Consider the following 14,653-nt stretch of genomic DNA (forward strand, 5'->3'; position numbering starts at 1 on the left):
AACCTGTATGTATCTCAAATTCATCACAGAAAGCGAGTATGTGATCGTCAGTGGATGACTATGTTGTGATCGCTCTGAGAGAGTGTGAGGCCATTTGAGAAAGGAATGAGAGAGCCAGCGGGTATCATTATCTGATGAATTATGTTGAGGAAATGATTAGCTGGCAATGACAGGTTGAAGTATTACCGCTTGTAAACAAAAGGAAGTGCCATATGCTACCAGGTTCGTTGCGAATTGGAAAAATCCTGGGGATAGATATTGCTGTACATGTGAGCTGGCTGATTATCGCAGTCCTCCTGACCTGGTCACTGAAGACAGGCTGGTTTAGCGTGAACTATCATGGTTGGTCTGAGATGACATACTGGAGCATCAGTATACTGGCGACGCTTTTGCTCTTTGTTTCGGTCTTCCTCCATGAACTGGCACACGCACTGGTGGCGCGTAGCCGTGGCTTGCATGTGAAAAGTATTACTCTCTTCCTCTTTGGAGGTGTCTCCAACATTGAGCAGGAGCCGCGAACACCAGGGATTGAGTTTCAAATGGCGGTGGTTGGGCCGCTGGCCAGTATTGCCCTGGGTGGGCTGTGTGGATTATTGGCGCTGGCAATCAGAGACAAAACTTCTCCTGTCAGCGCTGTGCTCGGCTATCTGGCACTGACCAATAGTTTGCTGGGAGTCTTTAATCTCATTCCAGGTTTTCCGTTAGATGGAGGCCGGGTATTGCACGCGTTCATCTGGCGCTTGCGTGGTAGCCTGACTGTTGCTACACGAGTCGCTACTCAGGTAGGAAGATTTATCGCCTACCTGTTTATCTTCATTGGACTCTGGGCCTTTTTCCGTGGCTATTTTCTGGATGGCTTATGGATCGGTTTTATTGGCTGGTTCTTGCTCAGCGGAGCCGTCGCAGCCAATACCCAGAACATGTTGGAGACCATGTTCAAAGGAGTGCACGTCAGCGACGTCATGAATCGCAGTCCAGCTACCGTGCCTGCCAATATCTCCTTACAAAAATTAGTTGATGAATTTTTGTTGCCACATGGTTGGCGCAGCGCCTTTGTGGTCCAGGTGGACCAGCTGGCTGGTTTGATCGCGTTGAATGAAATTCGTCATGTCGCACGCGACCAATGGAGTCAAACGCCGGTAGGGATGGTAATGGTGCCGCTGGCTCGTTTGCACGTGGTTACAGCAGAACAAAATCTCAACGATGTCCTACCCTTGATGGTTGGTCAGGACCTTAATCAGCTACCAGTGGTGGAGGATGGCCATTTGACAGGATCTGTCAGCCGTGAGAATATCATGCGCTTCGTAGAGATCAAACGCAGTCTGTCCCTCGCCCCGTAGCGACCTTGATGGCTGCGACCAGTCCTCGTCCCGAGCAAGCATCGCTCTACATCATACTCCTCGGCGCTGTATACCCTTACAGCCAGCATGATTATCGGGCGCGATGTTTCGTACATGGGCTGGTCGCAGCCGCGAGGGCCAATATGTTTCGTTGAAGCGCTTTTGTGGCCAGAAAAATAGTCCGTGGAGAGGGCGCCACACGCGGAGGCCGGCATGCGGCGTGATGGTGGAGCGAGGGGCTCAACGAGCATCGCATGCCTGTGGCGCCTCCACCGAGACGGATCCTGTGTCGTGATCCTCTCCGAGAAGGTACGGGGAGGATCCACACGATCCCTGGAGGCGCCACAGCACTGCGAAGTCGTGCTTGCACGCTGGCCTGCGCAAACGCAGCAGTGCGGCCTCCGCGTGTGGCGCCCTCTCGACGTATACCTTGCTTGCTGGTCACGTCGAACCATCTCTCAACGTAGCGCTAAACGAAAAGTGCCCGTTTTGCCATTGGCCAACAGAGTCGCTAAGTGAAAAGTATTGGCCGCGAGGGCTGCCGCTACAAGTGAGCTCGGGCGAATATTGCGATGTGGGGATGTACGAGTTGCTCGAAGTCGGCATAGTTCATACTCATGGTATCAGTGTAGGTGCCGACTGGGAAGGTAATCGAATCTTCCGCGCTCAGGCTTTTATCTACATAGACCGGGATGCCATAGAGATTGCCGAATGGCGGCATGGTGCCTACTTCACAGTCAGGAAAGGCCTGCTTAAATTCCGCTTCGTGCGCCAGCCGAACATCTTGCGCACCCGTGATAGCGCGTACGGTCTCCAGGTCAACAGAATATGTGGCAGGTACCACAAAACACATCAACTGTCCATCAACCATCAAGATGACCGTTTTGGCAAATTTTTTGCTCGATATATGTTCGCTCTCCGCAATAGTTGTCGCGCTGAAGCTGCGTGCGTGTTGTTGTTCTTGAAATGGTACCTGATGTTCACGGAGATAGGTTTCCATCTTTTCTTTGCATTGCATTGCCAGATCTCCTCTCATGGATAGTGGCTGCCCTCGCATAGGATTGCTAGTGGGGGACAGCTATGCCAATACGCTCACGTAAGAGTTCCTTTGCTCGTGCGGCTCGTTTGCATTCCTCTAACTGAGCCTCGTGGAAGAACTGGGCCAGTTGATGATCACCGGCTTTCTCCGCATCCCTACGAAAATTTTCATATTTCCAGGCTCCCTCGAGCATATGATAGAGGACACTGATCAGATCATAGTATTCGTTACAGGTGGATGTAATTTCTTCCGGCCTCATGATAATCTCCTCCTTCGTCATGCTCAATTTTTTGTCCTGTGGTCAGGTCTGCTTTTTCTGACTACCAACAGTTCTCATCGCTAGAACCATAGCCTGGGAATCTCTCACCGCTATCTCGGGCTGCGCGTTCATATCTCAAAACCATCACAAACGAACCGCTGAGATGTTAGCGATAGAAACAAACTCTGTGTATTCTGTCGCGCTACTTCCCACACGTCAGATCTCTACTCACCCGATGTTGGGGTCACGACAAGTAAAGACATACAGGCTTTGGAGAGAATGCGTTCGGTCACACTGCCGATGACCCAGCGTTGCAGGCCGCTCCGGCCATGTGTTGTTAACGCGATCAGCTGACAGCCCTGACTTCTCTGCTGCTCTTCTCCATGTTCAGCGAGCCTGAGCAATTTAGCCGCAATATCCAGATCATGGGAAACCATGGTCGTAATCTCCAGAGGAAGAGTGCCGAATTTCCCTTCCTGTAGTCTTTGCTTAACGGATTGGAGATATGTTTGGGCCAGCGGTGTTTCTTTCTTGAGCGCTATGGACACGCTATCTTCCTGTCCATATTCAAAGGCGGCGGGCAGGTGAATGACCTCGGTTAGCTGGAGTGTACCCCGGGAAGGTGCGGAGAGCGCCATGCATAGATAGGCGGCGGGTGCGAGTGCTTTCTCGGCCAATGGTGAACCATCCAGGGCCACCATGATATGGACCGGTGCAGTGATCGAGGCACGTAATTGCTGCATAAGTGGATCATCTTCTTTCAGCACCAGAACCGGCACCGGGCTGCTGCGAGAAACCTTTTGAGTGACACTGCCCATTGCCCAGCGCTTTAAGCCGGTCCGACCATGGCTACACATCACAATCAGATCTATGTGATGCTGGTCGGCCGCCAGGAGTATCTGCTCTGCTGGTATGCCGATGCGAGAGTGTGTCGTTATTGCTATGTCCGTTAGCTCCGGGCCGCTGGCAATGTTTTGCAGGTAGGTATGCTCCATTTCCAGCAGTCTCTGTTCTTGTGGGAGTGAAGACAAGCCCATTTCATCAACTGGATTGATTGTTTCCAGCAGTAACAGGGAAGCCTGCGTTGCACGGGCGATACGTGCTGCTACTGGCAAGGCCTGTTCTGACCGTATTGAGCCATCCAGAGGGACAAGAATATGCTTAAACATCTTTTTTCTCTCTTTTGTCCAGATTCTTTCTGGTTCTAGTGATAGAGCAGCAATCTGCACTGATGTCTGTGCTGCCCTATCACATCGCTCCACACCTCTTTCTCCATTCCTCCTTTTCGCCTCAGGTGTGGCCGACAATCTTTTTCAATGTCTATGTACGCACGCAAAGGAGCGTTTATAGGATTGGCACATTTACTATATCTTTTCTTTGGACCTGTGTTTGCAGGGCCTTTTTTGTTTTCGACGCGTGGACGACCAGTAATGGTTTCCTGGCCGCATGCAACACATCCTCCGTGAAGCTACCCAGCAATAGATGTTGAAAGCCATGGCGTCCGTGGGTGGTCATGGCGATAATGTCACAGCCCAAATGATCCGTTGTATCACCGACACCGGAACTTTCTTCGATGATGCTCTGGGTAATATCTTCGACATCCATGTATGTCAGGACTGACGTTGTGACCTTCAGGTTGAGCGGAGCCAGCACTCCTGTGAGCACGTCTGGCTTGATCTGTTGCAGATATGTTTCCGCCTCGGCTTGATATGCTGCATTGATCTGCCCTAGCTGCTCTTTGGTCTGATTGCCATACTGCCTCACACGTTGCACAACGCGGGTCAGATGGATCTCTCCCTGTCCAGGATACGCCAGGGCCGCACACAGTTGTGCTGCGGGTCGTATGGCTTCCTCGGCCAGTGGCGAGCCGTCCAGCGCGACCAGTATACGTGGTGTATGCTGGGGATCTATGGGCTTATCCTGTGGCTTGCTGATCACCAGTACCGGTACTGGACTATAGCGTATTAACTGGTGCGCGGTACTGCCCATGACCCAGCGGGTAAGGCCCGTTTCTCCATGGCTACGTATGACAATCAGGTCGACGCCTTGCTGGACTGCATGATCAATGATCGTTGTAACTGTACTGCCCAGAATGACATCTGTTTGTACTTTCAGTGTATCAAGGTGTTCGTAGGTCGTAACCTGTTCCAGATAAGTGCGAGCAGATGTAAAGGCCGCCTCTTTCATTGGCTCTATAAGATCCATCGTCGTGACGGGATACAGTGGAACACAGCTAGATGGGGCAATGACGCGCAGCAGTAACAACTCGGCCTTGCTGGCACGAGCAATCGTGGCTGCCTGCACAAGTGCCTCCTCCGCGAGTGGTGAGCCATCCAGTGGGACAAGGATCTTCTTAAGCTGAGGTATACTATTTGGGGAACTCATGTTTTGACTCCTTTCAGGAATGTGCATATATAGATAAGCATGGCCTGTGAGCTCATGGACTATCCATGAGGGCAGGCATGGTTGTGATTATAGGTTTGAGCTTGCGCTGTAAGTCGTGCATCGTGTTATGCCGGGTAGGTATGGTTGATAAAACCAAATGTGTGACTCCTGGCTCCTGCTCGGCATCAAAGGTTTCCCATTGTGCCTTCTGGGCCGCATAGAGTTCTGGGCGACCATCGGACGCGTTAACCACAGCGGATTGCTGATCAGTTGGCTCACCAGAGATCCGGGCCTGCCAGCGTTGAGCCAGTCGCTGTAAGGAGATCTCACGTGGACACATACATTCGATGAAGATGACGCGGGCGCCATGCTGGATTGCCGCCTGAGCAATATTCTGGCGTTCGGCGCGCCGCGAAAAGGTGCCATCTACAATAACCGAGTAACCTTGCTCCAGATATGCCTGTGCCCGGTTGTTCAGGGCGGCATAGGTGCGTCTGGTCCAGGAGGGATCGTAAATACCAGCGCCGAACTGTTCAGGCTGTGGCTGTGCTGGATGCACGTGTGTGAGCTGTTTGCGAATGCTATCGGTTGAGAGCAGTCGATAGGCATATGCTTCCTGCAATCCCTGAGCGATGGAGCTTTTGCCGCTCCCCATGATTCCTCCAATCATGATCAGGAGTGGCTGCGGCGACCATCTGCTATAGGCGAGCGCTAATGTGAAGAGCGTGCTGGCATCCTGGCTGGCCTGTGCGCGCTGGGCAGGATTCACCTCTGGATCGTCCAGCAGGAACGAGGTAACTTTCCCGCGTACGCAGGCGCGATAGCAGGCATAGAACGGAAGAAGCTTGCTGAGTCCTGTGTCTCCAGTCTCGGCGATATATTGCGTCAGAAAGATCGCTGCCAGATCGGGACGCTGGGCCGCATCTAGCTCCATACATAGGAAGGCGACCTCACTGGCGACATCACCAAAGCGGATCCGCTCGTTGAACTCGATGCGGTCAAGCAAGATAATGCGTTTCAGGATTGGCTGGCCCTCTTCAGGCAAAACATACACGTGTTGTAGCCGCAGATCCCCATGGCAGTCCCGAATATGCTTATGCTGCACGCGCTGAAGGAACAATGCTTTTTCGTGTCTGAGAAACTGAGAAACATAGTCTTGCAGGGCGGTATAGGCCTGGCGCGAAATCGTGCGACCAATATATGGATGCATCTGGCGAAAATTCTCATCCCAGTTTTCGCGGATCACCTCCATACTCCCCGCCTGTGCAATGTGTTCATTGGTTGGTGTGTTGGTATGGAATTGCGCGACCATGTGGGCCACCTCTGCCATTAACGCGGGCGTGACCTTACCTGCATCCAGCAGCGCATGCAGTGTGGCACTTTCCGGTAAACGGCGCATGACGACCGCATAATCGATCACGGTATCCAGTTCGTTTATACGGCCAGGGGCAGGCTCACATGTGGGAGCAAAGGTATGGCCAAAGGATATCCTCCCATCAAAGGTCTGAATGACTGGAGCCACCCCCAGATAGATGCCAGGAGCCAGTGGAGTGTTTAAGGCGACCTCCAACTGGCAGAAGTGACGACGTAGTTCAAGCGTCGAGTAGTCAAAAAAGCCAAAGTTGCGTGGCTTTTTCAGCTTATAGACATAGTCAGGCGTGATCACGACCGCCGAGGCATGCGTCTGGATCAGATAGGGATCTTCCCCTTTTTCATATGTAAAAGGAAAAGCTTGCCGCTGGAGTAATGCTTGTAGCATACAGGCAAAGACATACTCTGTCGCTTGCTCTGTATGCCTGTGGATCGAAGAATGGCCTGGCATAACGTTTTCCTTTCATCTCTTTATACTGCCGCAATCCTGAGTCCTGTTTTATGTAGGGAGCTGTTCGACTTTTGTCTGGACCGTGCCGGCTTGCGTCTGACTGACGCCTGTATGCACGACAAACATCGGTTGCTTTGTGGTATCCAGGACGCGTTCAGTGATACTACCCAGAGCCCAATGTTCGAGACCACTACGGCCATGGGTCGCCAGCGCCAGCATGTCGATATGATCGGTATCCTGTATTTTTCCTGGCATTACATCCGCATCCTTTGCGACCTCAACCAGGGTTCCCGCCACATCCTCATGCACCAGGACCGTGGTGCTCACGTGCAGGTTGCGGTACATCGGATGGTTGGTCAGGATATCCTTTTTCACTTCTTCCAGGTAGAGATGTGTATCGGCGATGATGCGTTCTCGGGCCTCGGCGATAGCCAGGTGGGTTGTAATACGGACGTGTTTTTCTGGAAATGGTAATACCTCGACCAGGTGGAGCGTGGCCGTTTCAGGAGCCGCGAGAGCCGTTCCCAGTTGGATGGTAGGCTCGATAATCGATTCCGAGAGCCTGGACCCATCCAGTGCCACCATGATATGCAGCGGCTGTGGGGCTGTTGTCGAGAGAGCTAACTGGTTTTCGTTTTCATCATGCAATACCAGCAAAGGAATGCTACTGATGCGCGTCAACTTATGGGCCACGCCACCTAACGCCCAGCGCTTTAGTCCGGTATACCCATGGCTGCTGAGGATAATCAGATCAACGCCGGACTTGTTGGCGATCTCAAGGATCGTTTGAGCCGTACCAGTTGAGACAGTGGTTTGTACTTCAACCTCGATGCCGGACAGGGGGTCAGACATGGCAACCTGCCGTAGATAGCTACGGGCCAGTTCAACTTCGGCCTCCAGGATCTGGTTATCTAACTGATCAGGAGCAGCCAGCACGTGTGGATAGCGCGTATATTCAATGGGTGGATAGGTAACGCGTACCAGGAGCAGAGAGGCACCGCTGGATCTGGCTATGCGTGCTGCGACGGGGAGGGCGAGCTTCGCCCGGAGCGAACCGTCCAGAGGAACCAGGATTTTTTGAAACATCGCATTTCTCCTCATATCGAAGGAAGTATTGTATGTATCAAGATACATACCATGTTTGTTCGTGGCTTTTATCTTAAATACTTCTATCGAAACAATACAGCGCTGATATCTCAACGCTGTCACTACAGTCGGGCCGACCTCTCAAAGTCATCACAATTGTCCCGCGGTGCCTCTTAGGGATCTTTTTTGATATGGATAGCGCTGACCCGTAGCGCATTAAAGATCACCAGCACATCGATCCCTTCCTGGAGAATCGCTCCGACTGCGGGAGGGATATAGCCAAAGGCCGCGAAGACCATGGCCACGCTACTCAAGCCCATCCCGATCCAGATACCTTGTTTGGCGATGCGCATGACGCGGCGGCCCAGAAAAACGGCTGTACTGACGCCCAGAATATTGCTGGAAAGCAAAACCGTATCAGCGGCGCTGGCGGCGGCCGTCAGTCCCTGTGTGCCTAAGGCCATGCCAACCGTCGCCGTCGCCAGAGCAGGAGCATCATTGATACCATCGCCGACCATCAATACCTTATGGCCAGCCGTTTCTAAGTCCTGTATCACATGCACTTTATCTTCGGGTAAGCAGCGAGCAACCACCCGATCGATGTTCGCCAGTTTTCCGACCTGTTGCGCAACCGTTTCGCTATCGCCAGTCAATAAGATAGTCTGAGTAATCCCCTCGCGTTTAAGTGTGGGACAGAGGTGCCGGATTTCCGGGCGTGGGATATCCTCCATGATGATCAGCGCCTCGATCGTGCCGTTGAGCGCGACAAAGCTACAAATTTGCCCCAGGGCGCGTCGGCGTTCTCTCTCCTCTAAGAGATATGCGGGCAACGGAATATGCAACATTCCCATGAAGGTGCGGTTCCCGACCGCGACCTTGATGTTTTCCGGATGAGCAGGATGCTCTGGTTGCGTGTTTGAGATAGTGGCACATACTCCTTTGCCAAAAGTTTCTTCAAAGTCGTTGGTGCTAGAGAGAGCAATATGCCGCTCCTGGCCCGCATTCACAACGGCTGTGGCCAGAATATGGGTTGAGAGTTGTTCCACCGAGGCCGCGTAGTGCAGGATTTCTTCTTCTGTGTATGGACGTTGCTGCTGGCTGTCAGTGGCAACGAGGATGGATGAGACCTTTGGCATGCCCAGGGTAAGGGTACCAGTTTTATCAAAAACGGCCACGGTTACTTCACCCAGTTGTTCAATGGCCGCGCCGCTTTTGACGATAATGCCATTGCGGGCGGCAATATTGATACCAGACATAATGGCGATTGGTGTCGCCAGGATGAGGGGGCACGGGGTCGCGACCACCAGTACGGCCAGCGCATAGACCTGATTACCCGATAGGATCCATGCCGCTGTAGCCAGTGAAATAGCCAGAAAGGTGAAGACAATACTATAGCGGTCTGCCAGGCGATGAATGGGCGCTTTTTGTTGCTGCGCCTCGGTCACCAGCCGTACAATCTGCGCGTACTTACTATCGGCACTGGGTTTGCTGGCCCGAACCTCTAGAATTCCATCCAGATTGACGCTGCCAGAAAGGAGTCCCATTCCCGTTACTTTCCGGACCGGCATGGGCTCACCGGTGAGATCGGCCTGACTGACATTGGATGCCCCCTGTACGATGACCCCATCCACCGGGACCAGTTCTCCCGGCTTGACCACCACGACCATGCCTGGTTGGACCGTTTCCACTGGAATATCGAGTAGTTGTTGATCCTGCCAGATGTGGGTTGTGCGTGGGGCGCGTTCGGCCAGTGCCGAGAGCGAACTGCTGGCGCGTCGCAGCGCATACGCTTCGAGTGCCTCACCTCCCGACATCATTAAGACCACGATGGCTCCTGCCAGATATTCACCTAACCAGAGCGAACCAATGATAGCAATAACCGCAATGACATCGATACTAAATTCCCTGTGCCAGAGCCTTTTAATAGTTTCCCACAGTAGAGGAATACCCCCCAAGATGATAATTGCGAGCAGGGACCAGTTGGCGAGATCACTGCGCTGCCCCAGCCAGAGGAGTCCGCTGACGATCAGCAGCAGGAGCGCTACCGTTGGTAGAGGATAACGTTTGAACTGGGACCAGTAGCGAGCATACCAGAACGACTGTGTGGTCTTTTCAGATTGTGGCGGCTCTGGCTGTGGCGCATGATTATTTTTGCTGGATGATACCTGTTTTTGTGCTACTTTGTTATGTGTCATAAATTTCACCTACACGACCCAACCAGTCAGTTGGCCTCTAAGCTCGTTGTGCTGACTGGTTGGCTGATAATTCACAGGACTTTGTGCATAAAACAATTGGAATGTTGGATACTATACTGTGCTCCTATCCTGCTGGTGTGCATGGTTGATGCCATTGGGTAGTGGCGGCCGCACAATCAGCAATGGTAGCCGGGTCTGAGTAAGGATGCGTTCAGCGATACTGCCAGAAATCCAGCGATCCAGTTTATCGCGACCATGGGTTGTCATGGCCAATAACTGGCAGGACTGGTTGTTATCGCTCTCTTCAGCGTACTGGATGATCTCCTGAGCAATATCCGCGCTGGTACTCAGGCAGCCAGTGATCTCAATGCCGTCAGGTGGGGCCGCCGTTTGCTGCAGGCGCTTCACCACATCCTGGAGATAGGTCTGTGTCTGCTGGCTGATAAGCTCCTGAAGATCAAGGTTATAAATCTCTCTGAAATTTTCTTCATTTGATGGACTCAGTGGCTCGATAATACGTAGTAGTTGTATTTCTGCATGCTGTGGTGGGGCACAGGCGGCGGCAATGGCCAGTGCTGGTTCGATAACCACTTCAGCCTGAGGTGAGCCATCCAGAGGAACACAAACGCGGAAGATGGCTTGTTCCGTGGGCTGCGCATTGAATGGCAGTGGATGCTCATCACGCTGAATCAATACGGGGACCGGACAAGAACGTGCGATCCTTTGCGCCACGCTTCCCAGCGCCCAGCGTTTCAGACCTGTATAGCCGTGACTGCATAAAACGACCAGATCGATATTGTGTTGTTTGACGACATCCAGGATGGCTAATGCAGGACTGCCGACATATATCTGGGTGGTCGTAGGAACATGCTCCAACATGCTGGAGGCTTTGATGTGGTTCAGATAGTTGAGCGCACCCTGTTCTTCAAGCCGCTGTATATGCTCCATCATGCCAACTGTTTGCATACTATAAATGCTCAATATTTCGACACTTCTCAGCAGGATAATGCTGCTGTGATGAGCACGTGCAATATGTGCGGCCAGCGCAACTGCTTGCTCAGAGCGTGGCGAGCCATCCAGCGGCACCAGAATGCGCTCAAACATAGTCTGTTCTCCTTACCCTTGAAGGGGCTAACATTACCCCGGACTGCGTTAGCAGAGGTTATGGGGTTTCGCTGATGGCTACTTTGGGTTCTTGCTGGTCAAGCATTGCATACTGTGTCTCGGTAACTGATGGACGAATGATCAGCATAGGGAGACGGCTCCCACCACGGACGCGTTCAGTGGTACTGCCTAATGTCCAGAGCGGATGACTGGTGATGCCATGGGTTGAGATGGCAATCAGGTCGCAGGCCCCGAAGACACCACTATTCTCCGCATCTTCACCATTTTCAGCCACGCGAATAATCGCATCGGCGGCATCTTTATTGACCGCGATCGACCAGGTTACAGGAATCTGCTGTTGCGCGACGATCGGAGCTATCTCACCGCATTTGAGACTGGTCGTGATCGTCTGGAGATAGAGCCTGGCCACATGTAATGTGTCGGTGCTGTGAATGACGCGTACCAGATGGATGGCACAGTTGGCAGACGTTGAAAGTGCATAAATGAGATCGGCCGCCGGTTCCAGCGCTGCTGCAGCATGATTTGAGCCATCCAGGGGTACAAGTATACGCAGCGGCTGGGTCGGATCTGGGTGTGGTCCAAGCGGCAGCGCACTTTGATGGCGTAATAACAGGACTGGCACTCCAGCATACCTGGTAACTTTTTCCGCCACACTCCCCATGTTCCAACGCGACAGACCAGTATAGCCATGAGAATTAAGAATGATGATATCCGCTTGCTGGCGTTTGACTATTTCAAGAATAGTAGACGCTTCATGACCAATAGGAGCTTGAATCTCTGTCTGTATCCCCTGAAACTCAGCCTTTTTCGTTAGATTGACCAGATATCTTTCAGCCTCAAATTTAGCCTGGGCTGGAAGTTCCTTCGCAAGGCTGGTCTGGGAAGCTGAAAACAAATTAAGATTAACCACACGCAACAAGATCAGTGTTCCAGCATGCATACGAGCCAGTCGTAGTGCCAGTGGAATTACGCGTTCAGCGTTGTACGAACCATCAAGTGGAAGAAGGATACGCTTAAACATCATTCTGCTCCTTTGCTTAAGAATGTAGGTATGCCTGCAGACATGCTCGTATGGATATTCCCACGATGCCTGGAATATCGACTATGCGCTATGTATAAGCAGATGTATATGGTCTATATGTTTACCATAGCGCAGCGATCTCTCAATGTCCTCTCATGCCTGACAGGTATCTCTCATTGCTATCACAATTCAGTAAACGCCGTTTTCAGAGCACAAAAAAAAGATACCTGCATGCGTTGTGCCATACGGGAATCTTTTTTACTTTGATGCTGATTATATAAATAATCAGCTCTGTTTGAGGACAAGTTTGTAGACAGGTTCCTGGTCTATTTCGGAGCCGGTGGGTTGGAAGCCGACGCTTATATAGAGCTGTTGAGCACGCGTATTTTCTGGATGGACGGTCAGTTGTAGGGCGGCACATTGAGGATACTGTTGCTGGAGAAACTGTAGAAATAAGCGTAATGCTTGCTTGCCGTATCTCTGTCCCTGGTAGTGTTGATCGATGAAGAAATGATAGAGCCAGTAGTTGTCGCTGCTCTCTGGTTCATATGCCAGTTCCATAAATCCAATCATGGTGGTCGAGCTATAGAATACGTAAGGAATCCATGTCAGTCCGCCGGGCCGGACATACGCTTTGGCAAGCGCAATGGCGGCAATCGGCACATGATCTGCAATAAAGCGTTGTTGTTCTGTATGGACTGTGAGCTTGAGGGCAGCACGCCAGTTTTCGTGTGTCACTTCACATAACGACAAATCTGATGGTTGGTTCACTTATCAGCTCCTGCTTTTCGTACCGGCAGCGCTGGTCGCTGCGGCCTGTTGGCGTACGAGCATGTCCCTGGGAGCGAGGACCCCTTCTGCTCTTCGTTTTGCCTGCTCGGACGTCCAATGATCGCAGCGACCAGCGCTGCCGGTACGTTGATTATATCTCTTCTGTGTGTGAGTTGTGTGATGTTTCCTGGATTTGTGTGTTATTCTGGCGTTGCATCATCTGGATTATTGGTGTGATTACGTCCATGGGTAGTGGAAAGATGATGGTTGAGTTTTTTTCGACGGCGATCTCGGTCAGGGTTTGCAGGTAACGGAGTTGGAGGGCGGACGGTTGAGAGCCGATGATGCTGGCGGCCTGGGCTAACTGGGTTGAGGCCAGCAATTCTCCCTGGGCATGGATGACTTTGGCGCGCTTTTCACGTTCCGCCTCCGCTTGTTTGGCCATGGCACGCTGCATCGAGTTGGGCAACTCGATATCCTTGGTTTCAACGGCCGTGACTTTGACACCCCAGCGCGACGTGTGCTCATCAATAATCAATTGCAACTCACGGTTAATCTTGTTGCGATCCGCTAGCAACTCATCCATCTCTGATTGGCCCAGGACATTGCGTAAGGTTGTCTGGCTGATCTGCGAGGTGGCTTGATTGAAGTTCATGACATTGACGATAGCCGCAATTGGATCAACCACATTGAAGTAGAGGACGGCAGTGACTTTGATCGTCACGTTATCGCGGGTGATGATCTCCTGTGGCGGTACTGTCAGGGTAACAATGCGTAGATCAACAGTAACCATGCGGGAAATGAAGGGTGGCACCAGAAAGATTCCTGGACCTTTCGCACCGATCAAACGTCCCAGCACAAAGACGATGCCGCGCTCATATTGTTGCACGATGCGAATAGCTGAGAGCGCGAAAAAGATCACAAGCAGAGCGATGGCAATAAGCACAGACAACACCAGTAAATTCATGGCACGTCTCCTTATGGCCTTAGGAGCACCAGCAGTAGATAAATGGAGGCAGAGCTGTGCAGATAAAGCTATACTTATTAGTATGCACACTCTCGTATGTGTTTGTCAATAAAAAGAGTAAGATATTTAATTTCATGGATTAATTTATTTGTGATGCCTCATTTTCTCTATTTTACTCTCCATCGAGAATGAAATACTGCTGGAGAAGAACAACCATTCCTTTACATTTCGGCTTCCTTCGGATACGATACACAGTGCTTAAACAGATCTATGGACGAACCCTGGTTATTCCTATGACCTTATGGCATCGACCGTACTTTGACGAGATTATGGCTGGCCTGCGCCAGATTGATCCTACCATCTACCATTTTTGTCTGACCGCCCGCAAAGAAACGCTGCTCAACCGTCTGACGCAACGCCAACATGAACACACCGAACAGGCACTGGCCTGGATCAACGAACGCATCGATCGTTGCCTGATCGCCTTTGATACTCCCGGCTTCTCCATCCAGATTCCCACCGATGACAAACAGCCAGCGGAAATCGTCGCAGAAATCCTTACTCGTATCAACTCCTCGCCCGGAATATAAAACGTAACGGCAGGTCCCCTTGAAAGACAATCGTGAACGCCGCTCAGTCGCGG

General features: G+C 51.8%; 13 protein-coding genes. 2 read left to right on the plus strand and 11 right to left on the minus strand.

The window, feature by feature from the left end:
• Positions 1 to 212 precede the first annotated feature (212 nt).
• Positions 213 to 1,340: a site-2 protease family protein gene (locus KDW_RS23755; protein WP_151758397.1), complete on the plus strand. Its 1,128-nt coding sequence runs from the start codon at positions 213 to 215 to the stop codon at positions 1,338 to 1,340.
• 544 nt (positions 1,341 to 1,884) lie between these two features.
• On the opposite strand, the gene KDW_RS23765 is transcribed toward KDW_RS23755, so the two are convergent.
• The 11 genes from KDW_RS23765 to KDW_RS23815 form a co-directional block, all read right to left on the minus strand.
• On the minus strand, positions 1,885 to 2,358 hold the full coding sequence (locus KDW_RS23765) for an aminoacyl-tRNA deacylase (RefSeq protein WP_151758399.1): 474 nt from the start codon (positions 2,356 to 2,358) through the stop codon (positions 1,885 to 1,887).
• A 46-nt stretch (positions 2,359 to 2,404) separates the two neighbouring features.
• On the minus strand, positions 2,405 to 2,638 hold the full coding sequence (locus KDW_RS23770) for a hypothetical protein (protein ID WP_151758400.1): 234 nt from the start codon (positions 2,636 to 2,638) through the stop codon (positions 2,405 to 2,407).
• 224 nt (positions 2,639 to 2,862) lie between these two features.
• Positions 2,863 to 3,807: a universal stress protein gene (locus tag KDW_RS23775; protein WP_151758401.1), complete on the minus strand. Its 945-nt coding sequence runs from the start codon at positions 3,805 to 3,807 to the stop codon at positions 2,863 to 2,865.
• Between the two features lie 175 nt (positions 3,808 to 3,982).
• Positions 3,983 to 5,023, minus strand: a complete 1,041-nt coding sequence (locus KDW_RS23780; protein ID WP_162005556.1) for a universal stress protein — start codon at positions 5,021 to 5,023, stop codon at positions 3,983 to 3,985.
• Between the two features lie 52 nt (positions 5,024 to 5,075).
• Positions 5,076 to 6,845 carry a bifunctional aminoglycoside phosphotransferase/ATP-binding protein gene (locus KDW_RS23785; protein WP_151758403.1) on the minus strand — a complete coding sequence of 590 codons (1,770 nt, stop codon included), beginning with the start codon at positions 6,843 to 6,845 and terminating at the stop codon, positions 5,076 to 5,078.
• 48 nt (positions 6,846 to 6,893) lie between these two features.
• The gene (locus KDW_RS23790) at positions 6,894 to 7,931 is read right to left on the minus strand and encodes a universal stress protein (protein ID WP_162005557.1); all 1,038 of its coding nucleotides are present in this window, start codon (positions 7,929 to 7,931) and stop codon (positions 6,894 to 6,896) included.
• Between the two features lie 173 nt (positions 7,932 to 8,104).
• Entirely contained in the window at positions 8,105 to 10,126 is a 2,022-nt protein-coding gene (locus KDW_RS23795; RefSeq protein ID WP_151758405.1) for a heavy metal translocating P-type ATPase, read from the minus strand.
• A 111-nt stretch (positions 10,127 to 10,237) separates the two neighbouring features.
• A complete protein-coding gene (locus tag KDW_RS23800) occupies positions 10,238 to 11,230 on the minus strand; it encodes a universal stress protein (RefSeq protein WP_151758406.1) in 993 nt (330 codons plus the stop codon).
• A gap of 58 nt (positions 11,231 to 11,288) precedes the next feature.
• On the minus strand, positions 11,289 to 12,275 hold the full coding sequence (locus KDW_RS23805) for a universal stress protein (protein WP_151758407.1): 987 nt from the start codon (positions 12,273 to 12,275) through the stop codon (positions 11,289 to 11,291).
• Between the two features lie 282 nt (positions 12,276 to 12,557).
• Entirely contained in the window at positions 12,558 to 13,043 is a 486-nt protein-coding gene (locus KDW_RS23810; protein ID WP_151758408.1) for a GNAT family N-acetyltransferase, read from the minus strand.
• 151 nt (positions 13,044 to 13,194) lie between these two features.
• Positions 13,195 to 14,010: a slipin family protein gene (locus KDW_RS23815; RefSeq protein WP_151758409.1), complete on the minus strand. Its 816-nt coding sequence runs from the start codon at positions 14,008 to 14,010 to the stop codon at positions 13,195 to 13,197.
• A gap of 254 nt (positions 14,011 to 14,264) precedes the next feature.
• Here KDW_RS23815 and KDW_RS23820 point away from each other — a divergent pair, with 254 nt between their 5' ends.
• Positions 14,265 to 14,600: a hypothetical protein gene (locus tag KDW_RS23820; protein WP_162005558.1), complete on the plus strand. Its 336-nt coding sequence runs from the start codon at positions 14,265 to 14,267 to the stop codon at positions 14,598 to 14,600.
• Positions 14,601 to 14,653 lie beyond the last annotated feature (53 nt).

This window comes from Dictyobacter vulcani (assembly GCF_008974265.1).
GTDB lineage: Bacteria > Chloroflexota > Ktedonobacteria > Ktedonobacterales > Ktedonobacteraceae > Dictyobacter > Dictyobacter vulcani.

Excerpts from the sequence above, each read along its gene's own strand:
- KDW_RS23785 (WP_151758403.1), bottom strand. The coding sequence starts at position 6,845 with ATGCCAGGCCATTCTTCGATCCACAGGCATACAGAGCAAGCGACAGAG.
- KDW_RS23775 (WP_151758401.1), bottom strand. The coding sequence starts at position 3,807 with ATGTTTAAGCATATTCTTGTCCCTCTGGATGGCTCAATACGGTCAGAA.
- KDW_RS23805 (WP_151758407.1), bottom strand. The coding sequence starts at position 12,275 with ATGATGTTTAAGCGTATCCTTCTTCCACTTGATGGTTCGTACAACGCT.
- KDW_RS23755 (WP_151758397.1), top strand. The coding sequence starts at position 213 with ATGCTACCAGGTTCGTTGCGAATTGGAAAAATCCTGGGGATAGATATT.
- KDW_RS23815 (WP_151758409.1), bottom strand. The coding sequence starts at position 14,010 with ATGAATTTACTGGTGTTGTCTGTGCTTATTGCCATCGCTCTGCTTGTG.
- KDW_RS23790 (WP_162005557.1), bottom strand. The coding sequence starts at position 7,931 with ATGTTTCAAAAAATCCTGGTTCCTCTGGACGGTTCGCTCCGGGCGAAG.
- KDW_RS23780 (WP_162005556.1), bottom strand. The coding sequence starts at position 5,023 with ATGAGTTCCCCAAATAGTATACCTCAGCTTAAGAAGATCCTTGTCCCA.
- KDW_RS23800 (WP_151758406.1), bottom strand. The coding sequence starts at position 11,230 with ATGTTTGAGCGCATTCTGGTGCCGCTGGATGGCTCGCCACGCTCTGAG.
- KDW_RS23795 (WP_151758405.1), bottom strand. The coding sequence starts at position 10,126 with ATGACACATAACAAAGTAGCACAAAAACAGGTATCATCCAGCAAAAAT.
- KDW_RS23765 (WP_151758399.1), bottom strand. The coding sequence starts at position 2,358 with ATGCAATGCAAAGAAAAGATGGAAACCTATCTCCGTGAACATCAGGTA.
- KDW_RS23770 (WP_151758400.1), bottom strand. The coding sequence starts at position 2,638 with ATGAGGCCGGAAGAAATTACATCCACCTGTAACGAATACTATGATCTG.